The following is a 23,500-nucleotide window of genomic DNA, read 5'->3' as shown; positions in this document are numbered from 1 at the left end:
TTATTAATAGTATAACCTAAATAGAGGAGGTTTCTACAATAGTATGATTAAAATCTTAAATTTACTCGTTAAGATAACAAAAACCATTAAAGATACACTTACAATTCAAAGTGCGTTAAATAAAGGGAAAAGAGCGACCGTAACAATCAATATTCCTGAAGGAACTTATTATATTGGCAAGGCTTTAAAAATCTATGAAGGTACAACCTTAATCTTAGATGATAAAGCTGTATTTTTAAGAGTAGGAAGAGATGCGCTCATCAAAAATGGATCGAGCCTGAAACGATACTACGGTTATGAGGGTAATAGTCATATCAAAATTAGAGGTGGAACATTTGATATGAATGGAAATAATTGTCCTTATAATAATACGGCTATGAGTATTGGACATGCACGAAATATAGAGATTGATGCTGTGACGTTTAAAAACGTAGTGGGTGGGCATGCTATTGATGCTTGTGGGTTGGATGGAGTACATATTCATCATTGTAATTTCTTAGGATTTTATGATGTAAATGGAAACCGTTCGTTTTCTGAGACGATTCAATTAGATATGTTTGTTAAAGGAGCATTTCCAAAATTCGGAGCGAATGATGGTACGATATCTCGCAATGTCTTAATTGAGCATTGTTACTTTGGAAGTTCTAAAGAAGGCGTGATGCACTCATGGAATCGAGCGATTGGATCACACGCTAGTCGGTTAAATTATTATTATGAAAATATCATCATACAAAATAATATATTTGAAGAGACCAAAGACTATGCACTAACACCTCTAAAAGGGAAACATATCATTATAAAGGATAATGTATTTATAAACTGCGCTGGGGGGATTCGCTATTTGGGTGTGTATAAAGGGAAAAATATGCATAGTCTTGATGGTCAACAAACGGGGAGACAAGGTGGTAATCATTTTGATGTATTACAAAATATCTTCGTAGAATGTAAATCATTAGATGTATTGCATATACGAAGCCATAAAATAGCACCTCATCATGATGTCAACATAATACGGAATGTATTCTTGGGAGAGAATGGTCCAATACAGTTAACGGCTGTTAAAGATGTAGAGATCATACAAAATAGTCAATTACCACCTCTCAATCAATTACACGTTGAAAACAAGCGCATTACTTCAAATACAAAATCAATATAATGTATTAATAAAAAATAAAGCGGTTAAGATATAGGGGAAATAGTACAAACATTCTCTACACTTGTTTGTATTTCCATGTACTCTTAATCGCTTTTAGTTTTTAATGTGAATCAAACCGACCAAGCAGTAAGATTTCAAAATCTAACGTTTCTAAAATAGTAAATATTTTTTCTAAAACGTCGTCATCAATGTCCTCAGCTTGTACAAAAAATCGATACATTCCTAATTTCGTTTTAAGAGGACGCGAAGCTATCCATTTTAAGTTGATATTAAATAAATAAAATGTATTTAAAATACTCGCAAGTAACCCTGGCTTATCATATGTTGGTGTAATTACTAATAAACATTCGCGACCTGTCTGTACAGTAGCATTCATATTGTTCCTTAATACTAGAAATCGTGTCATATTATGTGGTGAATCTTCAATATGAGTTTTAAGTGGAGTGTAACCGTATAACTCTCCGCTTCCCAATGGCGCAATCGCTCCCGTATGATGATTAATATATGAAAGCGCTGCAATAGTACTTGTTGTATTAATAATATCAAATTGATGGTGTCGAATGAGTTGTTGAGCTTGACTAATTGCGGGATCAATAGACGCAACGTGTGTCATGTCGTTAAAGGATTGATTTGGTTGTCCATAAAGGGCTAAAGCCACCTTTAGTGTTACTTCACTGATGACACTTACATTTTGATGAATAATCGTATCTGCAACCACATTAATTGTACCTTCGATTGCATTTTCAATGGGCACAATGGCCAAAGCATCTTCTTGTTGATTTAATGATGCTATCACTTCATATAAGCTGTCTTGAGGTGAAAGTGTAACGGATTGGTGTTGATTATCATTAACATATTGTTGCGCGGCTAAGTATGAAAAAGTACCTAAGGGTCCAAGATAGTATAACTGCATATATTTCCTCCTCATCAATTACTTTTTCATTTATTTTACATGAGATTAATGAAATGGACAGCCAGAACTTTCTGATTTTTTATTTTTATAAAAAAAGTTGGGTTCTCTAACAGTATTATCATAGCCATGATGATAATTAGAAGTTAAACTTGGCGACAATGGTGGAGCGAGCCACGACCATTTACCAGTTACTGTTCGGCCATGATCTTTTTCGTTCTTTTCAAATTGTTCGAATTGTTTAGAAGCGGTTAAATGATCAACAATTGAAACCCCTTCTGATTTAAATGATTGATAGACAGCATCATTGATTTCAACGAGTACACGGTCTCGATTAAATGTATTATTTTTAAGATCCTCAAATCCCATTGCCTCTGCAAATTGCGGTAATAAATCATAGCGATACGTATCTGTAAAGTTACGTACTGCAATTTCGTTAACCATATACCAACCATTAAATGGCACTGTAGGATAGGTAATACCCCCAATTCTAAGATCCATACTTGAAATGATAGGCACCGCATACCATTTGAACCCAAGTTCTTTCACTTTTGGAAAACGAGAGTGACTTATTGGTACTTCTTTAACGAGTGATTTTGGGTATTCATGAAATTTCATAGGTTGGTTTGGCAGTTTATATATAAGTGGCAGTACATCAAAGTGTGTCCCTTGACCACGCCAACCTAAATGCTCAGCAAGTTGGGTCACTTGACGCTCAGAAGGATCGCCGGCATGTGGATAACCTGCATAACGTATCAATTGATTATTATAAATTTTAGGTCCATCGTCTTCTGATTGAGCATATATTGTAATAAACGGGCGAATACGACCATTGTTTGTCGCATAAGATAAATGGTGATGTATAGAGTCAATAAATGCTTCTTCATCCTTAATATGTCTTGCATCATTAACAATTAAGCGTTCCCAAAATAAGCGTCCAATACATCGATTAGAATGACGCCACGCCATTTTCGCACCGTATGTTAATTCTTCTGTTGTATGATGATATGTGCCAGTTGAATGAATCTCATGCTTGATTTCCTCAAGTCTCTTCTGACAGGATTCATGTGATTTGCCAAGTTCATGATACATTTGTTCAATAAACTGTTTTGCCTGACTAAACATTGTGCTCACCTCACCATTATTATATTCAATTTCAATTCATGATAATAGGAAATAACAATGTTTTCTTTTCTTTTAGCGTTATTTACTGTTAACATTTTAAAAATTTGTCACAAATTCTTAGAACATTTCATAGAAAAATATAAATCAATCATTTTCAAGGGTGTAGAAATTAAAGCCAAGTATAATATGAATATACATATGATTAAAACGGCAGTTACAGAATAAATATGTTACTATTGTGATATCTTAATAAATGTTTATGAGGGTTGAAGGAGAAAATGATGTATCAATTTAATGATGATAGTTTAATGTTGCATAACGATTTATATCAAATTAATATGGCGGAATCTTACTGGTTTGATAATATTCATGAAAAAACTGCTGTATTTGACTTATATTTTAGAAATATGCCTTTTGGAAGCGGGTATGCTGTATTTAATGGTTTGAGAAGAGTGATTGAATTTATCCAAAACTTACATTTTTCAGAAACGGACATTGAATATTTACGTTCTATAGGCTATCAGGAAGATTTTTTAGCATATCTTAAAGAACTTAAATTTACTGGAAATATTCGTTCTATGCAAGAAGGAGAGTTATGTTTTAATAATGAACCACTCATTCGCGTTGAAGCGCCACTTATTCAAGCACAATTAATTGAGACGGCTTTACTAAACATTATTAATTTCCAAACGTTAATATCTACAAAAGCGAGTTTAATTAAGCAAGTGGCAGCAAATGATACGTTAATGGAGTTCGGTACACGTCGTGCGCATGAATTAGATGCAGCAATTTGGGGGGCGCGTGCTGCGATTATTGGTGGGTTTGATTCCACAAGTAATGTACGAGCAGGAAAATTATTTGATATTCCAGTTTCTGGTACACATGCACATGCATTTGTTCAGACTTATGGTGATGAATATGTAGCATTTAAAAAATATGCTGAAAGACATAAAGATTGTGTATTTTTAGTCGATACATTCCATACGTTAAAGTCAGGTGTACCAAATGCAATTCGTGTAGCAAAAGAGCTAGGAGATAGTATTAATTTTATTGGTATTCGATTAGATTCTGGTGATATTGCGTACTTATCTAAAGCTGCACGCAAAATGTTAGATGACGCTGGATTTAAAGATGCAAAAATCATCGCTTCAAATGATTTAGATGAAGAAACAATCACGAGTTTAAAAGCACAAGGTGCAACGGTTGATTCATGGGGTGTAGGAACTAAGCTCATCACTGCCTATCAACAACCAGCATTAGGTGCCGTTTATAAAATGGTAGCTGTTGAAGATGATTCTGGAGTATTAGTGGATCGTATTAAATTATCAAATAATGCTGAAAAAGTTACAACACCAGGTAAAAAGAGAGTATACCGTATTATCAATACGAAAACGAACAAGTCTGAAGGAGATTATATTGCTTTAGAACATGAAAATCCAGGCGCACAAGATAGACTTAAAATGTTCCATCCTATCCATACTTACAAAATGAAATGGATAAAATCATTCAAAGCAATTGATTTGCATCATGATATATTTGTGAATGGTGAGCTTGTCTATGAGCTTCCTTCAGAAAAAGAAGCACAAACTTACTTACAAGATAATCTGAACTTACTTTGGGAAGAAAACAAACGTTATCTCAATCCAGAAGAGTACCCAGTCGATTTAAGTACGGCTTGTTGGGAAAATAAACAAAAACGTATTTTTGAAGTTGCTGAAAATGTAAAAGAGATGGAGGAAGAGCATGACTGATTTACAAAAGATAATTGTGAAGGAAATGAAAGTACAACCAGAAATTGATAGCCATGAAACGATTGAAGCGATTAAAAATTTTATTAAACATTATGTACAAAGTCACAGTTTTATTCAATCACTTGTGCTTGGTATTTCTGGTGGTCAAGATTCTACGCTTGCGGGTAAGCTTGTACAATTAGCAGTCAATGAGCTCAATGCATCTGAGTCTCAAAAATATGAATTTATAGCTGTGAAATTACCATACGGTGTCCAAAAAGATGCAGATGAAGTAGAAGATGCATTGGAATTTATTCAGCCTGACCGTGTTGTTACTGTAAACATTAAGCCCGCTGTCGGTCAAAGTGTGAGTGCTTTAGAAGCATCGGGCATTACACTGACAGATTTTCAAAAAGGAAATGAGAAAGCACGAGAGCGTATGAAAGTTCAATATGCGATTGCATCTAATACTAGTGGAATTGTAGTTGGAACTGACCATTCCGCTGAAAATGTCACTGGATTTTTCACGAAGTATGGTGACGGTGCAGCAGATATCGCACCATTATTTGGCCTAAATAAGAGACAGGGACGCCAGCTACTTAAAGCACTTGGGGCAAGTCCGCATTTATATGAAAAAGTACCAACTGCTGATTTAGAAGATTTGAAACCACAACTTCCAGATGAAGAGGCTTTAGGTGTGACTTATGAGGCTATTGATGATTATTTAGAAGGAAAACAAGTCAATTCTAAAGATGCTAAAGCGATTGAATCTCATTATATTAAAAATGCCCATAAAAGAGAGTTAGCATATACACGCTTTACGTGGCCAAAGTAAGTCTTTATAATGATGAAAGGCCTACCGTAGACTAAAGCATAAAGAGTGAAAATGAGATTGAGATAATTCCTAATTATGCGCAACATGAATGACTACTTCACTCTTTATTGATAAGTTTGCTTTAACTTTTTAAAATCACGCTTTTATCTATATGTAAGCCCATAATTAGAAAATGAAATGAGGTTCTATATGAGTTGGATTAATGATAACCCTTGGATGATGCTCATTGCGATATTTGTTATTAACGTCGCATATGTGACAGCTTTAACAATGCGTGTCATTCTAACGCTTAAAGGTTATCGCTATGTTGCAGCTATAGTAAGTTTTGTTGAAGTGTTAGTTTATGTAATTGGTTTAGGAATGGTAATGTCAAGTCTTGATCAGTTCCTCAATATCATCGCATATGCGTTAGGTTTTTCAGTAGGTATTATTGTAGGGATGAAAATTGAAGAAAAATTAGCGCTAGGTTATTCGGTAGTCAATGTGACAACAGCTGACTATGAGCTTGATTTACCAAGACAATTAAGAGAGTTAGGATACGGTGTCACTCACTTTGGTGCGCATGGTCGTGATGGAGATCGTTTGGTGATGCAAATCTTAACACCAAGACGCTATGAACTAAAACTCATGGATACAATTAAACAACTTGACCCGAAAGCCTTCGTAATTGCGTATGAACCACGGACAATTCATGGCGGATTCTGGGTTAAAGGTGTACGTAGTAAAAAAGTAAAGGCGTATGATACGGATGAAATTTAAAGTACAAGAAAACGAATCTATTACCGAATGTTTAGCACGAATGAAGTCAGAAGGATATATGCCTGTGAAGCGATATGAGAAACCTATATTTAAAGAAGGTCCAGATGGGCAAGTTGAAGTGTTGAAACAAGAAATTATATTTACAGGCAAGAAAATTGAAAAATAGATGTATATAAAGTTGAGATACAAAGATGAAAAGTTGTAAAGTGAAATATCTCTTGAAATTAACAAAATCGTTCATCGATAAAAATTCAGTATGAGGTAACTTGCTTAGCTCATCATACCGTATCTCAACTTTTTATTTTTTAACTACAAGGTATCGTATTTATTAAAAGCCAAGTTTCGTTTTAAAAGTGAATTATATTCATAGCATTTATCATATCATTCGTATTTTTGCGATTGATTTTGATATTTCTAATGAAAAACTTTTCGCCAAACACTTGATTACGAACATTAAATTTGATTGAATAGATAATGTACATATTTTTAGACTTTGATATACTAATATTAACAATGAATGTGAGGAGCTTATAAATAATGATCGAACGTTATTCAAGAGAAGAAATGTCAAATATTTGGACAGATCAAAATCGTTATGAGGCATGGTTAGAGGTTGAAATTCTTGCAAGTGAGGCATGGAGTGAACTTGGCTACATTCCTAAAGAAGATGTTCAAAAGATTAGAGCAAATGCACGTGTTGATGTTGAAAGAGCTAAAGAAATCGAAGAACAAACACGACATGATGTTGTGGCTTTTACACGCCAAGTATCAGAAACACTTGGAGATGAACGTAAATGGGTACATTATGGTTTAACATCAACTGATGTAGTGGATACAGCATTAAGCTTTCAAATTAAACAAGCGAATGACATTATTGAAAAAGATTTAGAGCGTTTTATTGAAGTTTTAGCAGCAAAAGCTAAAAAGTATAAAACGACATTAATGATGGGACGAACTCACGGTGTCCATGCTGAACCGACTACATTTGGTTTGAAAATGGCATTATGGTATGCAGAAATGAACCGAAATTTAGAACGTTTTAAACGCGTTCGTGAAGAAATTGAAGTGGGTAAAATGAGTGGGGCAGTTGGTACATTTGCGAATATTCCACCTGAAATTGAAGCATATGTATGTAAACATTTAGGTATTACGCCAGCACCAATTTCTACACAAACATTACAACGTGATCGTCATGCATATTACATTGCAACGTTGAGCTTAATTGCGACATCTCTCGAAAAATTTGCTGTCGAAGTTCGTAATTTACAAAAAACTGAAACACGTGAAGTTGAAGAAGCATTTGCAAAAGGACAAAAAGGTTCATCTGCAATGCCACATAAGCGTAACCCAGTTGGTTCTGAAAATATTACAGGTATTGCACGTGTCATTCGTGGTTACCTTACAACAGCCTATGAAAATGTAGCATTATGGCATGAAAGAGATATTTCTCACTCATCAGCTGAACGTATTATGCTACCTGATGTGACAATAGCTTTAGACTATGCATTAAACCGCTTCACAAACATTATTGATCGTTTAACAATTTATGAAGATAACATGACTGAAAACATGAATAAAACGTTCGGTTTAATTTATTCACAACGTGTGTTACTTGCCCTTATTGATAAAGGCATGGTGCGTGAAGAAGCTTATGATACGGTACAACCTAAAGCAATGGAATCATGGCAAACTAAAACTCCATTTAGAGAATTAGTTGAAGCAGATCCAAAAATTACAGATCAATTATCAAAAGAAGAGCTAGATGAATGTTTTGACCCTAGACATCATCTTAACCAAGTTGATACAATATTTAAAAGAGTAGGATTAGTATAATTTACTACACTTTAATCTATTAATTCGTTAAAATGATTGTAGATTAATAAATTAGGGGTTGTTTGCATGCAAATTGAAAAATTACGTGGACCAGCATTAGATGAATTATTTGATGCAATATTAACATTAGAAACGAGAGAAGAATGTTATCAATTTTTTGATGACCTATGCACAGTTAATGAGATACAGTCTCTTTCGCAAAGATTACAAGTCGCTAAGATGATTAAGCAAGGTTACACATATGCGACGATTGAACAAGAATCGGGTGCGTCGACCGCAACGATTTCTCGTGTAAAACGTTCGCTTCAATGGGGAAATGATGCATACACTATGATTTTGGAAAGAATGAATATCGAAACGAAGCAATAGCGCCAATAATAGATTAAGTGAAAGCAGTAAATTTAAGACTTTAAGGAAGTGGTTAGGATGACACCAAGCCACTTCGTCCTAGTCTTATTTTAGGATTGGAAATATACGAATTCAAAAGATTAGAATACATCGCAATGCACGGCGAATGTATTCTAATCTTTTTATTTGTTTTGAACATTGTATAATGATAAATGCTGTATCAAAATGACTAGATGAACTTTAGATATCGCATTCTAAAAGTGATATAATATGAGGTATGAAATTTTAAAGGAGCGTTTACGATGTATGATATAAAAAACTGGCGACACGTCTTTAAATTAGACCCAGCAAAAGAAATATCAGATGATGATTTAGAACGTATTTGTATGTCCAATACTGATGCAATTATGATAGGCGGCACAGATAATGTGACAGAAGATAACGTCTTAAATTTAATGAGTCGCGTTCGTAGATATCCATTACCATTAGCATTAGAAATTTCTAATATAGAAAGCACGATGCCTGGGTTTGACTTTTATTTTGTCCCTACTGTATTAAATAGCCAAGATACAGAATTTCACAATGGGTTACTGCATCGCGCGCTCAAAGAATATGGTCACATGATTAACTTTGATGAATTTATCTTTGAAGGTTACCTTGTGATGAATCCTGATAGTAAAGTGAGTGCACATACAAAAGCAAATACAAATTTAGATGTGGATGACATTGTGGCATTTAGTCAAATGGCTAATGCATTTTATAGATTTCCAGTACTTTATTTAGAATATAGTGGTACATTTGGTGATTTAAAGATGGTTGAAGCGGCGCGTTCTGAGCTCACAGAAACGCAACTTTTTTATGGTGGTGGCATCGATAGTTTATCACGTGCAACAGAGGTCGCTGCAATCGCTGATACTATAGTCGTTGGTAATATTATTTATGAAGATATTAAAAAAGCTTTACAAACTACTAAAATAAAGGAGAGAACATAATGAATGCTTTATTACAAAATATGAATCCTGAACAAAGTGAAGCGGTACGTACAACTGAAGGGCCTCTTCTTATTATGGCAGGCGCAGGATCAGGTAAAACACGTGTATTAACGCATCGTATTGCTTATTTATTAGATGAAAAAGGCGTTTCTCCTTATAATATTTTAGCGATTACATTTACAAACAAAGCAGCAAGAGAGATGAAAGAACGTGTACATAGCCTTGTAGGAGAAGAGGCAGAAGTAATATGGATGTCAACATTTCACTCCATGTGTGTAAGAATTTTAAGACGAGATATCGATCGCATAGGAATTGAAAGAAACTTTACAATCATTGACCCGACTGACCAGAAATCAGTGATTAAAGATATTTTAAAACGAGAAAATATCGATCCTAAAAAATATGAGCCACGTATGTTTATAGGGGCTATTAGTCAACTTAAAAATGATCTAAAATCACCAAGTACGGCTTTAAGTGAAGCAAGTGATTTTTACGCTAAAATGGTCGCCCGAGTTTATGAAGGATATCAAAAACAACTCTTAAGAAATCAGGCGTTAGATTTTGATGATTTAATTATGACAACGATTAAATTATTTGAACGTGTCCCTGAAGTATTAGAGTATTATCAAAATAAGTTTCAGTATATTCATGTAGATGAGTATCAAGATACTAACAAAGCACAATATACATTAGTGAACCTCATCGCTAAGAAATTTAAAAACCTCTGTGTTGTAGGTGATTCCGATCAGTCGATATATGGTTGGAGAGGTGCTGATATCCAAAACATTTTATCTTTTGAAGAAGATTATCCAACAGCAAAAACGATTTATTTAGAGCAAAATTATCGCTCAACAAAAACTATTTTAACTGCGGCTAACGAAGTTATACGTAATAATACAGAGCGTAAACCTAAAGGATTATGGACAGCAAATCAGCAGGGTGAAAAAATTTATTATTACGAAGCGTTTAGTGAACGAGACGAGACAGAATATGTTGTACGTGAGATTATGAAGCAACAGCAACGTGGTAAAAAGTTTAAAGATATCGCTGTACTGTATCGAACAAATGCGCAATCTCGTGTGCTTGAAGAAACATTTCTTAAATCTAATATCCCTTATGTCATGGTAGGGGGACAAAAGTTCTATGACCGTAAAGAGATTAAAGATGTATTAAGTTATTTACGACTCGTCGCGAATAGCGCAGATGACATAAGTTTAAGACGTATTATTAATGTGCCAAAAAGAGGCATTGGCCCATCATCAGTTGAAAAAATTGCAAATTATGCGAATGAACATAATATTAGTATGTTTGATGCATTAGCTGAAGTTGATTTTATCGGATTATCTAAAAAAGTCGCACAAGCTGCAGCAACTTTTTACACTTTAATTAATAATTTAATGAAAGAACAAGAGTTTCTTGAAATTACAGAGATTGTTGATGAAGTTTTAGATAAGTCTGGATATCGTGAAATGTTGCAACGAGAACAATCTATTGAGTCAAGAAGTAGACTTGAAAATATTGATGAATTCATGTCTGTGCCACATGATTACGAAGAGAATACGCCGCTTGAGGATCAATCACTCATTAATTTCTTAACTGATTTATCACTTGTTGCAGATGTGGATGAGGCAAATTTAGAAGATGGTGTGACGCTTATGACGATGCATTCTGCCAAAGGACTAGAGTTCCCAGTCGTCTTTATTATTGGTATGGAAGAATCACTATTTCCTCATATTCGTGCTATTAAAGCAGATGATAATCATGAAATGGAAGAAGAGCGTCGTATTAGTTACGTTGCGATTACACGTGCTGAAGAGGTCTTGTATCTCACACATGCGTCATCTCGTACACTTTACGGCCGACCTCAATCTAATGCACGTTCAAGATTTTTAGATGAAATACCTACAGACTTGCTAGAGGACTTGAATGCATCTGCTCAATTTACACGTACACCTCAGCAAAAACCAACAAAACGGGGATTTAGCCAAAAGGTAACCCATTCAAAACAAAGCGCACAACATCAATCTGATTGGCAAGTGGGCGATAAAGTAGTGCATAAGTCATGGGGGGAAGGGATGGTCTCCCATGTAAATAATAAAAATGGTTCAATAGAGTTAGATATTATCTTCAAAAGTGAAGGCCCTAAACGATTACTGGCGCAATTTGCCCCTATTGAAAAAAAGGAGGATTAATCAGTGAAGGATATTCAAGCACGTGTTAATGAATTACATCAACTTTTACACCAATATAACTATGAATACCATGTTCAAGATAATCCGTCAGTACCTGATAGTGAATATGATCAATTGTTACATGAGTTGATTGATATTGAAGCAAAGCATCCAGAGTTTAAAACGTCTGATTCACCGACAGTACGTGTAGGTGGAGAAGCGCAATCTTCATTTGAAAAAAAACGTCATGATACACCGATGTTGAGTTTATCGAATGCGTTTAATGAAGCGGATTTAAGACGATTTGATCAAAGAGTGCGTGACGCAGTGGGACCTGTTGAATATATGTGTGAATTAAAAATTGATGGGTTAGCAGTATCTTTAAAGTATGTCGAAGGTAAGTTTGTTCAAGGACTCACTCGAGGTGATGGTACGACGGGTGAGGACATTACAGAGAATCTTAAGACCATACAAGCTATACCGCTTACACTGAAAACACCTATCTCTTTTGAAGTACGCGGAGAGGCGTATATGCCTAGAAAGTCTTTCTTGAAATTGAATGAGTTAAAAGAAAAAAGAGACGAACAACCTTTCGCTAACCCTCGAAATGCAGCAGCCGGATCATTACGACAACTTGATTCAAAGTTAGCGGCACAACGTAAACTGGATGTGTTTATATATAGTATTAATGATTTAACAGAATTAGATGCTACTTCTCAAAGTGAAGCATTGGATCAGTTGGATGATTTAGGTTTTAAAACAAATCACAATCGTGAAAAGGTTAAAGACATTGAAGGAGTATTAGATTATATTGAGCGATGGACAAAGCAACGTGAACATCTTTCTTATGATATTGACGGAATCGTAATCAAAGTCAATGCATTAGACTATCAAGAAGAAATGGGCTTTACTCAAAAATCACCACGATGGGCTATCGCATATAAATTTCCAGCAGAAGAAGTGGTCTCTCAATTACATGATATTGAACTCAGTATAGGACGCACAGGCGTTGTGACACCTACTGCGATTTTAGAACCTGTGCGTGTTGCGGGTACAACTGTATCTCGTGCGTCTTTACATAATGAAGACTTAATTCATGAAAAAGATATCCGTATAGGGGATCATGTCGTAGTCAAAAAAGCAGGAGACATTATACCCGAAGTAGTTCGTGTGATTTTAGATCGACGTCCTAGTGATGCAAAACCTTATCATATGCCAACGCATTGTCCAAGTTGCGATCATGAATTGGTACGCATTGAAGGTGAAGTCGCGTTAAGATGTATTAATCCTAAATGCCAAGCTCAACTTGTTGAAGGACTAATCCATTTTGTATCAAGACAAGCAATGAATATAGATGGGTTAGGAACAAAAATAATTGAGCAACTTTATCACTATGATTTGATAAAAGACGTCGCAGATATTTTTTACTTAACAAAAGAAGATCTATTGCCACTTGAAAGAATGGGTGAGAAAAAAGCTCAAAACCTCTTAGATGCTATTGAAAAATCTAAACAACAATCTCTAGAACATCTGTTATTCGGTTTAGGTATTAGACACTTAGGCGCGAAAGCGAGTCAGGTTATTGCTGAAAAATACGAAACAATGGACCGCTTGTTTACTGTGACTGAAGATGAGCTCGTTGAAATTTATGATGTAGGTGAAAAGTTAGCCCAATCATTAATTACTTATCTAGAAAACGACGATATAAAACGATTAATTGAAAAATTAAAATCACAAAATGTGAATATGACATTTAAAGGTGAAAAACTATCAGATATTGAAGGTCATCCAGAGTTTAATGGTAAAACAATTGTATTAACAGGAAAACTCCAACAAATGACACGCTCTGAAGCATCAAATTGGTTAAAGCAACAAGGTGCTAAAGTTACAAGTAGTGTAACTAAGTCGACGGATCTTGTAATTGCAGGTGAGGATGCTGGTTCAAAACTGACAAAAGCACAATCGTTAGGTACAGAAGTTTGGGATGAAGCGCAATTTATAGAAAAACAAAGTGAAATTAATAAGCAAGGAGTTTAACGATGAAAAAAAGGATGATGACTATCTTAGGGCTTACGCTCATGCTCACGGCTTGTGCACCTAAATCAGACACCGAATCTCAAATTGATAACGACGCCAAAAATAAAGAACATGTCAAAGAAATCGCTACTGATAAGGCTGTACAAGGAGATAATTATCGTACGTTACTTCCGTTTAAGGAAAGCCAAGCAAGAGGATTAATTCAAGAAAATATGGCAAATAGTTATAACGGAGAAGATTTTGAAGATGGTTTATTAAATATTAGTAAGAGTGTTTTTCCAACAAAAGATTATTTGTATCAAGATGGACAATATTTAGATAAAGATACGATAAGAGCTTACCTCAAGCCTAAATATACCAAAAAAGAACTTGACGCGATGAGCGACGATGAGAAGTCGGAAAAAGATGCGAGTGAAAATCTAGGTTTAAATCCATCAACACATGGTGAAACAGATGAGGCTAAAATTGCTAAAAATAGCCCTGCAGTTTTATCCAATATTTTAGAACAAGATTTTTATGGTCGCTCTGATACTAAAGGGAAAAAGATTAAGGGTATGACGATTGGTTTAGCGATGAATAGTGTTTACTACTATCAAAAAGAAAAATATGGTGAAACTTACAGTGAAAATTTAGATCCAAAAGAAGTTGAAAAACAAGGGCGCCAAATGGCCGATGAAGTATTAACACGTTTGCGTGCACATAAAGATCTAAAAAACATCCCGATTAACTTTGCGATATATATTCAATCTTCTCAAGATGATATTACACCTGGTCGCTTTGTAAGCTATGCCACTTCAGAATCTCAAAAAGACAATCTAGATGAGTGGAAGAAGATTAAAGAAAAAACAGTGTTACTACCATCAAGTGAAGCAGCAGAATTAAATGATAATTTAAACAACAGTTTCCAAAATTTTAATAATGGACTACAGTCTTATTTTTCAAACTTTACACAAGCGGTTGGTAAAGTGACGTTTGTGAATAAAAAAGCGGATCACTTAGTTGTAGATTTACCTATTGATTATTATGGTAAGGCAGAATTAATTGGAATTACACAATATGTTACACAACTTTCAGAGAAGGAATTTAAAGATGTTGATTCTTATGAGATTCATATTAAGGATGGTAATGAATCAAGAGCACTTATTGTGAAAACAAAAGATGATAAATCACCGAACGTACACATTTATCAAAACTAGTATATAGAGATGGAATTACAAAAAGGGTTGGCTGTCAGAAGTACCTTTAAAAGTACTCGTGACGTACCAACCCTTATTTATGTTTATTTATGTTTGACTTCAGCAAGTTGACGTTCAACTTCAGTAAATTCACGATGTACAAATTCGCCTGGTTTTTTCGTAAACATTGATATAACAATAGTGACAATAAAGCTCACAATAAATCCTGGTACAATTTCATATAAATTAAAGAAATCATTCATTTCACCTAGTGGTAATACGAAGGCAATCCATAAAATAACAGTTACTGCACCGGCAATCATACCGCTGATAGCACCAGTACGTGTTAAACCTCTCCAATAAAGAGATAAAATGACGAGAGGGCCAAATGAAGCACCAAATCCTGCCCATGCGTTACCTACTAAGTTTAAAATCGTATCGTTTGGTGTCCAAGCGATTAAAATAGCTACAATAGCAACTAAGATAACCGAAATACGACCAACAAGAACAAACTCTTTTTCATGTTTTTCGGTATTTGCACGTTGACCACGTATTAATTTGTAAAAATCTTCTGTTAATGAACTCGATGTTACGAGTAATTGTGAAGAAATCGTACTCATAATTGCGGCTAAAATTGCGGCTAGTAGAAAACCGCCAACTAAAGGATGAAATAGTACTTGTCCCATTAAAATAAACAATGTTTCAGGGTCTTTAATAGTCACACCTTGCGCAGGTACGAAAGCAATCCCTAGTAATCCCACTAAAACAGCACCTAATAAACCTACAGCCATCCAACTGATACCAATACGTCTCGTCAATGGAAACAATTTAATTGTTCTTATAGACATGAAACGTACTAATATATGTGGTTGACCGAAATATCCCAATCCCCATGCAAAAAATGAAATGATGCCGATCGCTGTTGTTCCTTTGAATAAATCTAGGTTAGTTGGTTTCATTTCTGCAATTGTTCCAAATGTATCTAGACCATTCAGTTTGAGCATTGTTACAATTGGAACCATAATCATAGCAATAAGCATAATCACACCTTGGAAAAAGTCTGTAATAGAAACAGCAAGGTAACCCCCAAAAAAGGTGTATAGAATTACAATGACTGCAATGACAATTAAACCAACACGATAATCAATACCAAAAGCACTTTCGAATAATTTACCTCCAGAAACAAGTCCTGAATGTGTGTAAAGTGTAAAAAACACTACAATAATCACACCAGATACAATTTTAATGATATTTGTTTCATCATTTAAGCGATTCTTAAAGAAATCTGGTAAAGTAATGGCATCTCCGGCTAGTTCGGTGTGCACACGTAGACGAGGTGCAACGAGTAAATAGTTGACATATGCACCTAATGTCAAACCGATAGCAAGCCATAGTGCTGATAACCCTGTCGAATACACTTCTCCAGGTAACCCCATAATCATCCAGCCACTCATATCTGAAGCCCCAGCGGATAATGCTGTTACCCAAGGACCGATACTTCGCCCACCTAGCATGTATTCGCTTAAATTACTTGTTGCTTGCTTGTATCCGTAATAACCAATACCTAAAAGAATCACGAAATAAGCAACGATCATTATATAGGTTTGCCAGTCAGGGTTTACCTGACTCGATAACGTCGCTCCGAAATTAAACACATTAACTCCCCCTTTTCGTTGTTTAAATACATTATACAGAATTGTCAAATAAAGGAAAGAATTTTTTGTAATTATTAATCTTAAGTGTCCAGAATAAGAGTATAATGTTAAATATATAAATCATTTCAAAATGTGTTACGAATAATGAGGGACGTTTTTGAAAGGTTTAGATTTTTACATGGAAATTTGATACAATTTATAGATAAAAGACTATTTTTAAGGAGGCTTTGTTGTAATGGCTGATATTACACAAGAACAAGTCGAATATATTGCTAATCTTGCTCGTTTAAATGTAACTGAGGAAGAATCACAATCATTACAAGATACATTAGAAGGTATACTGAATTTTTGTCATCAAATTGATAATGTAGATACAGAAAATGTGAAACCAACCAATCATGTTTTGGACTTACAAAATGTTTTGCGTGATGACGTAGCAGTACCTGGAATTCCGCAAGAACAAGCTTTGGCGAACGCAAAAGAGGTTGAAGCAGGTCAATTTAAAGTACCAGCAGTCATGAATGAGGAGGACGCATAAAGATGAGCATCCGTTACGAATCAATTGAAAACTTACAAAAAATGATAAAGAATAATGAAATTAAACCTTCTGAAATTGTGAAAGATATATATGATGCAATTGAAGAAACTGATCCAACTATTAAATCTTTCCTTGCACTAGATAAAGAAAATGCAATAAAAAAAGCTGAAGAATTAGATGAATTACAAGCAAAAGGTCAAATGGATGGTAAGTTATTTGGAATTCCGATGGGGATTAAAGATAACATTATCACTGAAGGTTTAGAAACTACTTGTGCAAGTAAAATGTTAGAAGGATTCGTACCGATTTACGAATCAACTGTTATGAAAAAATTACATGCTGAAAATGGTGTGTTAATCGGAAAGGTTAACTTGGATGAATTTGCAATGGGTGGTTCTACTGAAACATCTTACTTTAAGAAAACGGTAAATCCATTTGATCACACAGCTGTTCCGGGTGGCTCATCAGGTGGGTCAGCAGCAGCTGTAGCAGCGGGTCTTGTACCGTTTACGTTAGGAACAGATACAGGTGGGTCTATCCGTCAACCGGCAGCATATTGCGGTGTGGTTGGATTAAAACCTACATACGGCCGTGTGTCTCGTTTTGGTTTAGTAGCATTTGCATCATCACTTGATCAAATTGGACCATTAACACGTAATGTTAAAGATAATGCATTAGTACTTGAAGCTATTGCTGGCGAGGATGAAATGGATTCAACAAGTGCACCTGATGTTGCTACGGATTTTACTGCAGATATTGGCAAAGATATCAAAGGTATGAAGATTGGTTTACCAAAAGAATACATTGGCGACGGTGTGGACGAAGATGTTAAAGAAGCGGTATTAAAAGCAGCTGAAACATTGAAATCACTAGGCGCAGTGGTGGAAGAAGTAAGTTTACCACGTACTGCTGCAGGTATTCCTTCATATTATGTAATTGCATCAGCCGAAGCATCTTCTAACTTAGCACGTTTTGATGGTATTCGATATGGTTACCACTCTAAAGATGCTAAATCGCTTGAAGAGTTATATAAAATGTCACGTAGCGAAGGATTTGGTGAAGAGGTTAAACGTCGTATTTTCTTAGGAACGTACGTTTTAAGTTCAGGCTACTTTGATGCGTACTATAAAAAAGCTCAAAAAGTACGTACGTTAATCAAAAATGATTTTGAAAAAGTATTTGAAAACTATGATGTAATTATTGGACCTACAACACCGACAGTAGCATTTGACCTTGGTGCAGAAATCAATGATCCTTTAACAATGTATGCGAATGACTTATTAACTACACCTGTAAACTTAGCAGGGTTACCAGGTATTTCATTACCATGTGGTTTAGCTGAAAATAATCGTCCAATTGGTCTACAACTCATCGGTAAACCATTTGATGAAAAAACGTTATACCGTGTTGCATATCAATATGAAACACAATTTAATCTACACGACCAATATCAAAACTTATAAGGAGTGGCAATCAATGCATTTTGAAACAATTATCGGGCTTGAAGTCCACGTTGAATTGAAAACAGATTCTAAAATGTTTTCTAGTGCACCAGTTGGTTATGGTGCAGAACCTAATACAAATACAAGTGTTATCGATTTAGCATATCCAGGTGTACTACCAACAGTAAATAGACGTGCAGTCGATTGGTCTATGCGTGCTGCGATGGCGCTCAATATGGATATCGCAACAGAATCTAAATTTGATCGTAAAAACTACTTTTATCCAGATAACCCGAAAGCATACCAAATCTCTCAATTAGACCAACCGATTGGAGAAAATGGATATATAGATATTGAAGTCAATGGCGAAACCAAACGTATCGGTATTACACGACTTCATATGGAAGAAGACGCTGGTAAATCCACACATAAAGATGGGTATTCACTCGTTGACTTAAACCGTCAAGGTACGCCTTTAGTTGAAATTGTATCTGAACCTGATATGCGTTCACCGGAAGAGGCATATGCTTATTTAGAAAAACTGAAGTCTATCATTCAATATACTGGTGTATCAGATGGAAAAATGGAAGAAGGGTCATTACGTTGTGACGCAAACGTATCTCTTCGTCCATATGGTCAAAAAGAATTCGGAACAAAAGCTGAGTTGAAAAACTTAAACTCATTTAACAACGTCAGAAAAGGACTGGAATATGAGGTTAAGCGTCAAGAAGAAGAACTTTTAAACGGTGGCGAAATCTTACAAGAAACACGTCGTTATGATGAATCAACAGGTAAAACAATTTTAATGCGTGTTAAGGAAGCTTCAGATGACTACCGTTACTTCCCTGAACCGGACATCGTTCCTTTATATATTGATGATGCTTGGAAAGAACGCGTACGTCAAACGATTCCGGAATTACCAGATGCACGTAAAGCGAAATATGTCTCTGAATTTGGTTTACCAGAATATGACGCTCATGTCCTTACATTAACAAAAGAGATGTCAGATTTATTTGAGGGCACAGTTAAAGAAGGTGCTGATATTAAACTTACATCTAACTGGTTAATGGGCGGTGTCAATGAGTATCTCAATAAAAATCAAATTGAATTACATGATACGGCTTTAACACCAGAAAATTTAGCGAGTATGATTAAATTAATTAAAGACGGAACAATGAGTAGTAAAATTGCGAAAAAAGTCTTCCCAGAATTAGCTAAAAATGGTGGAGATGCACAACAAATCATGAAAGATAAAGGATTAGTACAAATTTCTGATGAAGGTGCTGTACTAAAATTTGTTCAAGAAGCAATTGAAAATAATCCTCAATCTGTTGAAGATTATAAAAATGGTAAAGGTAAAGCGATGGGTTTCTTAGTTGGACAAATTATGAAACTTTCTAAAGGACAAGCAAATCCACAACTTGCAAATAAATTATTAAAAGAAGAACTCGATAAGTTATAAAATGTTCATCTTATAGAAAATATTCATCATGTGAATAATCAATGATACTTATAAAGAGGCTGGCATTAAGTAAAAAGTGTAGAAATAGAGTTGAAAGACTCCGCGTCTGATTTAAAGATTTCTATTTTAACACGTATCAAGTGTCAAGCCTCTTTATATTTGAATTTATTGACGGTAACTTTTTATGATTGTTCAAACATCCCGGTAAACTCATATACATTTAAGGGATGGCTATCATAAAATGTTATTGAAAGGGACTTAATTGCATTAGGTGTTATGACTTTAAATGATACTCATATTGCTATAATATGATTGTGAGTATATAAAAATTGAGGGATATGAATGAGAAAACGCGCAAGAATTATTTATAATCCAACTTCTGGAAAAGAAGTGTTTAAACGAGCATTACCCGATGTTTTAACGCAAATGGAACAAGCAGGTTACGAAACAAGTACATATGCAACACAAAGTATTGGTGATGCCACAGAAGAAGCGGCACGTGTCATTAATCAAAATTTTGACTTGCTCATTGTCGCTGGTGGAGACGGTACATTAAATGAAGTGATTAATGGAATTGCTGAAAAACCTAACAGACCTAAGTTAGGCCTTATCCCTATGGGGACAGTTAACGATTTTGGCCGCGCACTTCACTTGCCAACAGATATTTTTGAAGCAGTAGATGTTATTTTAAAAGGGAAGACCGTGCATGTAGATATTGGTAAAATGAATAGCCGATACTTTATAAATCTTGCAGGTGGTGGAAAAATCACTGAAGTTTCTTATGAAGCACCAAGTAAATTGAAATCTATTGTTGGTCCGTTTGCTTATTATATTAAGGGATTTGAAATGTTACCTCAAATGAATGCTGTGAATGTCAGAATTGAATACGACGGAGAAGTTTTCGAAGGTGACATTATGTTGTTTTTATTAGGCCTTACGAATTCTATGGCAGGATTTGAAAAATTAGTGCCTAATGCAAAACTTGATGACGGTATGTTTACCCTGTTAATCGTTGAAAAGGCAAATATTGCTGAACTTGGCCATATTATGACACTTGCATCTAGAGGCGAACATATTCATCATCCTAAAGTACATTATTATAAAGCACAAGCTGTTAATATTTCTTCTTTCAGTGACATGAGATTAAATGTTGATGGTGAATACGGAGGACAATTACCAGCAAACTTTTTCAATTTAGAGCGTCATATTGAAGTGTTTTCACCATCCCAAGAAGATAATGAATTATTGATTGATGAGCCTAAACAATCAGAATAATAAAGATATGTATCGTCTTTGTTAGTGACTTAATATTTATTGTTGTATGGGTGATACCAAAATAGTAATGGGGAGTTTTTTATGGCAATAGTAGAAAAAAATCAAATCTATGAAGGAAAAGTTATCGATTTAACACATGAAGGGCATGGCGTGATTAAAATAGATAGATATCCAATATTCGTCCCAATGAGTCTGATAGATGAATTAATTACTTTTAAAGTCATTAAAGTCAAAAAAAACTTTGCGATTGGAAAACTCATAGAAGTTAAAGTTAAAAGCGATAGCCGAGTAGAGGCTCCATGCCCGTATTATAGTAAGTGTGGAGGATGTCAGTTGCAACACCTATCATATGAGGCACAGCTTGCTATGAAGCGTGAGCAAGTTGTGAACCTATTTGAACGTAAAGGTCAATTTGAAAATGTCAAAATTCATGACACAGTCGGTGCTTTAGATCCATGGCGATATCGCAATAAATCACAGATACCAGTGGGATTAACTAAAGAAGGACAAGTTAAAATGGGTTTCTATCGCCAGCGCAGTCATGACATTATCGACATTGATCACTGTATGATTCAATATGAAACACAAGATGAGATTATGCAATTTTTAAAAAGACTCATTGATTCATACCAGATTAAACCATATCAAGAAGTTAAACATAAAGGATTGTTGCGTCATATCGTCATACGTAAAGGCTATTATTCTCAAGAAGTGATGATCATTTTTGTTATTAACGGTAATCAACTTCCGCACCAGAATGACATTATTGAAGCAATTGTTTCTCAATTTCCTAACGTTACAAGTATAAAAGTGAATCAAAATAAAGAAAAATCTAATGTCATTATGGGGAAAACATCACATACCATTTATGGAAAAGATGTCATTACTGATCAACTTAATGATACACATTTTGAGATTAGTGATTTATCATTTTATCAAATCAATGTTCCTCAAACTCAAAAATTATACAATATTGCGAAAGACTATGCGCATTTGACAGGTGAAGAAATCGTATTAGATACGTATTGTGGTATAGGTACGATTTCATTAATGATGGCACCTTATGCAAAACACGTTTATGGTGTAGAAGTCGTTGAAGCTGCAATCGATAATGCGAAACAGAATGCACAGAAGAATTATATAACGAATACGACCTTTGAAGTGGGAGCATCAGAAGACGTGATGATTCGTTGGAAGAATCAAGGAATTCAACCCGATGTCGTAACGATTGATCCACCTCGAAAAGGCTGTGATCCTGTCTTTATTGAGACATTACTCGAACTTGAACCCAAACGTATTGTTTATGTGTCTTGTAATCCAAGCACGCAATTGAGAGATGTTCAGATGCTTTCAGATAAATATCAACTTATTGAGATTACACCTGTAGATATGTTTCCTCAAACAACACATGTTGAAACAGTGGCGTTATTAGTAAAAAAGTAAGATGAAAATATAAAGAGAATGAAATATTAATGCATCAAGAATATAACGGTTAGGTGATTGCATGTATCAAATTAATTTATATAATAATAAGCAAAAGATGAAGCGTTTTTTAGTTTTCCAATTTATTGTAATTTTAATATTTATTGTGCTGAGTTATAAATGGTCTATGTCTTTAACGTTACTACATGAACAAAATATAGGTATGAATATTTTCCTAGGAGTCAGTGGCTTTATTATATTAGAAATCGTACATGAGCTTGTTAAGGTTTTAATATTACGTATGATTACAAATCGACATCAAGCATTTCATCGATATCAGAACGGCGTATTAATCACATATTTACCTCATTATTATTTTAATCGCATCACCTTTTTTCTTTATACATTATTGCCAGGTATAATACTAATGTTATTGCTGTTAATTTGGTTTACTTTAATGCCATACTCATCAATTATATTTATATTTGCACTACATATGGCATATTTATCAATTCCTATATATTTTGTGGCAGTGGGATTAAGTAAGACACATGTTCAATTTGTAGAAATGACAGAAAGTGGTATTAATTTATATCAAGAAAAACCTACAATATAAGAAAAACAACACTTTGATA

General features: G+C 34.7%; 20 protein-coding genes. 17 read left to right on the top strand and 3 right to left on the bottom strand.

The features are described from left to right. Positions 1-43 precede the first annotated feature (43 nt). A complete protein-coding gene (locus HHH54_RS03980; RefSeq protein WP_198617546.1) occupies positions 44-1,156 on the top strand; it encodes a glycosyl hydrolase family 28-related protein in 1,113 nt (370 codons plus the stop codon). A 100-nt stretch (positions 1,157-1,256) separates the two neighbouring features. Here HHH54_RS03980 and HHH54_RS03975 read toward each other — a convergent pair whose 3' ends face one another. Together HHH54_RS03975 and HHH54_RS03970 are read right to left on the bottom strand one after the other, a co-directional pair. Continuing rightward, positions 1,257-2,069 carry a prephenate dehydratase gene (locus tag HHH54_RS03975; RefSeq protein ID WP_198617545.1) on the bottom strand — a complete coding sequence of 271 codons (813 nt, stop codon included), beginning with the start codon at positions 2,067-2,069 and terminating at the stop codon, positions 1,257-1,259. Between the two features lie 45 nt (positions 2,070-2,114). Then, complete coding sequence (locus HHH54_RS03970; protein WP_198617544.1) at positions 2,115-3,191, bottom strand: nitric oxide synthase oxygenase; 1,077 nt, start codon at positions 3,189-3,191, stop codon at positions 2,115-2,117. Positions 3,192-3,472: 281 nt separating this feature from the next. Here HHH54_RS03970 and HHH54_RS03965 point away from each other — a divergent pair, with 281 nt between their 5' ends. The 10 genes from HHH54_RS03965 (at position 3,473) to HHH54_RS03920 (ending at position 15,092) form a co-directional block, all read left to right on the top strand. After that, positions 3,473-4,942, top strand: coding sequence for a nicotinate phosphoribosyltransferase (locus tag HHH54_RS03965; RefSeq protein WP_198617543.1), 1,470 nt, complete (start codon positions 3,473-3,475; stop codon positions 4,940-4,942). Next, positions 4,935-5,756, top strand: a complete 822-nt coding sequence (gene nadE / locus HHH54_RS03960; RefSeq protein ID WP_198617542.1) for an NAD(+) synthase — start codon at positions 4,935-4,937, stop codon at positions 5,754-5,756. The genes HHH54_RS03965 and nadE overlap by 8 nt, the downstream gene beginning before the upstream one ends. Positions 5,757-5,945: 189 nt before the next feature. Further along, a complete protein-coding gene (locus tag HHH54_RS03955) occupies positions 5,946-6,515 on the top strand; it encodes a DUF2179 domain-containing protein (protein WP_198617541.1) in 570 nt (189 codons plus the stop codon). After that, the gene (locus tag HHH54_RS03950; protein WP_198617540.1) at positions 6,505-6,681 is read left to right on the top strand and encodes an NETI motif-containing protein; all 177 of its coding nucleotides are present in this window, start codon (positions 6,505-6,507) and stop codon (positions 6,679-6,681) included. Before HHH54_RS03955 ends, HHH54_RS03950 begins: the two co-directional genes overlap by 11 nt. Before the next feature lie 371 nt (positions 6,682-7,052). Beyond that, positions 7,053-8,348 (top strand): adenylosuccinate lyase, encoded by a 1,296-nt coding sequence (purB, locus tag HHH54_RS03945; RefSeq protein ID WP_198617539.1) that lies wholly within the window; start codon positions 7,053-7,055, stop codon positions 8,346-8,348. 66 nt (positions 8,349-8,414) lie between these two features. After that, positions 8,415-8,717, top strand: a complete 303-nt coding sequence (locus HHH54_RS03940; protein WP_198617538.1) for a YerC/YecD family TrpR-related protein — start codon at positions 8,415-8,417, stop codon at positions 8,715-8,717. Positions 8,718-8,998: 281 nt separating this feature from the next. After that, complete coding sequence (gene pcrB, locus HHH54_RS03935; RefSeq protein ID WP_198617537.1) at positions 8,999-9,688, top strand: heptaprenylglyceryl phosphate synthase; 690 nt, start codon at positions 8,999-9,001, stop codon at positions 9,686-9,688. Further along, positions 9,688-11,880: a DNA helicase PcrA gene (pcrA, locus tag HHH54_RS03930; protein ID WP_198617536.1), complete on the top strand. Its 2,193-nt coding sequence runs from the start codon at positions 9,688-9,690 to the stop codon at positions 11,878-11,880. Before pcrB ends, pcrA begins: the two co-directional genes overlap by 1 nt. 3 nt (positions 11,881-11,883) lie before the next feature. Further along, on the top strand, positions 11,884-13,896 hold the full coding sequence (ligA, locus tag HHH54_RS03925; RefSeq protein WP_198617535.1) for an NAD-dependent DNA ligase LigA: 2,013 nt from the start codon (positions 11,884-11,886) through the stop codon (positions 13,894-13,896). 2 nt (positions 13,897-13,898) lie between these two features. Next, entirely contained in the window at positions 13,899-15,092 is a 1,194-nt protein-coding gene (locus HHH54_RS03920) for a CamS family sex pheromone protein (RefSeq protein ID WP_198617534.1), read from the top strand. An 83-nt stretch (positions 15,093-15,175) separates the two neighbouring features. On the opposite strand, the gene putP is transcribed toward HHH54_RS03920, so the two are convergent. Next, positions 15,176-16,666, bottom strand: a complete 1,491-nt coding sequence (gene putP / locus HHH54_RS03915) for a sodium/proline symporter PutP (RefSeq protein WP_198617584.1) — start codon at positions 16,664-16,666, stop codon at positions 15,176-15,178. Positions 16,667-16,961: 295 nt separating this feature from the next. On the opposite strand from putP, the gene gatC reads away from it, so the two are divergent. The 6 genes from gatC to HHH54_RS03885 all read left to right on the top strand — a co-directional run bounded on the left by gatC (position 16,962) and on the right by HHH54_RS03885 (position 23,481). Further along, on the top strand, positions 16,962-17,264 hold the full coding sequence (gatC, locus tag HHH54_RS03910; protein WP_198617533.1) for an Asp-tRNA(Asn)/Glu-tRNA(Gln) amidotransferase subunit GatC: 303 nt from the start codon (positions 16,962-16,964) through the stop codon (positions 17,262-17,264). Positions 17,265-17,266: 2 nt separating this feature from the next. Next, complete coding sequence (gene gatA / locus HHH54_RS03905; RefSeq protein ID WP_198617532.1) at positions 17,267-18,727, top strand: Asp-tRNA(Asn)/Glu-tRNA(Gln) amidotransferase subunit GatA; 1,461 nt, start codon at positions 17,267-17,269, stop codon at positions 18,725-18,727. 13 nt (positions 18,728-18,740) lie between these two features. Then, positions 18,741-20,168 carry an Asp-tRNA(Asn)/Glu-tRNA(Gln) amidotransferase subunit GatB gene (gatB, locus tag HHH54_RS03900; RefSeq protein ID WP_198617531.1) on the top strand — a complete coding sequence of 476 codons (1,428 nt, stop codon included), beginning with the start codon at positions 18,741-18,743 and terminating at the stop codon, positions 20,166-20,168. A gap of 342 nt (positions 20,169-20,510) precedes the next feature. Then, positions 20,511-21,443: a diacylglycerol kinase gene (locus HHH54_RS03895; RefSeq protein WP_198617530.1), complete on the top strand. Its 933-nt coding sequence runs from the start codon at positions 20,511-20,513 to the stop codon at positions 21,441-21,443. Between the two features lie 81 nt (positions 21,444-21,524). After that, entirely contained in the window at positions 21,525-22,886 is a 1,362-nt protein-coding gene (gene rlmD / locus HHH54_RS03890; protein WP_198617529.1) for a 23S rRNA (uracil(1939)-C(5))-methyltransferase RlmD, read from the top strand. 61 nt (positions 22,887-22,947) lie between these two features. Then, the gene (locus tag HHH54_RS03885; protein ID WP_198617528.1) at positions 22,948-23,481 is read left to right on the top strand and encodes a metalloprotease family protein; all 534 of its coding nucleotides are present in this window, start codon (positions 22,948-22,950) and stop codon (positions 23,479-23,481) included. The last annotated feature ends 19 nt before the right edge of the window (positions 23,482-23,500 follow it).

The organism is Staphylococcus canis, assembly GCF_016238445.1.
GTDB lineage: Bacteria > Bacillota > Bacilli > Staphylococcales > Staphylococcaceae > Staphylococcus > Staphylococcus canis.
This window is presented reverse-complemented; position numbering and strand designations above follow the sequence as displayed.

Bases quoted from the DNA above. Each gene is read 5' to 3' on its own strand.
- HHH54_RS03980 (WP_198617546.1), top strand. From the start codon at position 44: ATGATTAAAATCTTAAATTTACTCGTTAAGATAACAAAAACCATTAAA.
- HHH54_RS03975 (WP_198617545.1), bottom strand. From the start codon at position 2,069: ATGCAGTTATACTATCTTGGACCCTTAGGTACTTTTTCATACTTAGCC.
- HHH54_RS03970 (WP_198617544.1), bottom strand. From the start codon at position 3,191: ATGTTTAGTCAGGCAAAACAGTTTATTGAACAAATGTATCATGAACTT.
- HHH54_RS03965 (WP_198617543.1), top strand. From the start codon at position 3,473: ATGTATCAATTTAATGATGATAGTTTAATGTTGCATAACGATTTATAT.
- nadE (WP_198617542.1), top strand. From the start codon at position 4,935: ATGACTGATTTACAAAAGATAATTGTGAAGGAAATGAAAGTACAACCA.
- HHH54_RS03955 (WP_198617541.1), top strand. From the start codon at position 5,946: ATGAGTTGGATTAATGATAACCCTTGGATGATGCTCATTGCGATATTT.
- HHH54_RS03950 (WP_198617540.1), top strand. From the start codon at position 6,505: ATGAAATTTAAAGTACAAGAAAACGAATCTATTACCGAATGTTTAGCA.
- purB (WP_198617539.1), top strand. From the start codon at position 7,053: ATGATCGAACGTTATTCAAGAGAAGAAATGTCAAATATTTGGACAGAT.
- HHH54_RS03940 (WP_198617538.1), top strand. From the start codon at position 8,415: ATGCAAATTGAAAAATTACGTGGACCAGCATTAGATGAATTATTTGAT.
- pcrB (WP_198617537.1), top strand. From the start codon at position 8,999: ATGTATGATATAAAAAACTGGCGACACGTCTTTAAATTAGACCCAGCA.
- pcrA (WP_198617536.1), top strand. From the start codon at position 9,688: ATGAATGCTTTATTACAAAATATGAATCCTGAACAAAGTGAAGCGGTA.
- HHH54_RS03920 (WP_198617534.1), top strand. From the start codon at position 13,899: ATGAAAAAAAGGATGATGACTATCTTAGGGCTTACGCTCATGCTCACG.
- putP (WP_198617584.1), bottom strand. From the start codon at position 16,666: ATGATCGTTGCTTATTTCGTGATTCTTTTAGGTATTGGTTATTACGGA.
- gatC (WP_198617533.1), top strand. From the start codon at position 16,962: ATGGCTGATATTACACAAGAACAAGTCGAATATATTGCTAATCTTGCT.
- gatA (WP_198617532.1), top strand. From the start codon at position 17,267: ATGAGCATCCGTTACGAATCAATTGAAAACTTACAAAAAATGATAAAG.
- gatB (WP_198617531.1), top strand. From the start codon at position 18,741: ATGCATTTTGAAACAATTATCGGGCTTGAAGTCCACGTTGAATTGAAA.
- HHH54_RS03895 (WP_198617530.1), top strand. From the start codon at position 20,511: ATGAGAAAACGCGCAAGAATTATTTATAATCCAACTTCTGGAAAAGAA.
- rlmD (WP_198617529.1), top strand. From the start codon at position 21,525: ATGGCAATAGTAGAAAAAAATCAAATCTATGAAGGAAAAGTTATCGAT.
- HHH54_RS03885 (WP_198617528.1), top strand. From the start codon at position 22,948: ATGTATCAAATTAATTTATATAATAATAAGCAAAAGATGAAGCGTTTT.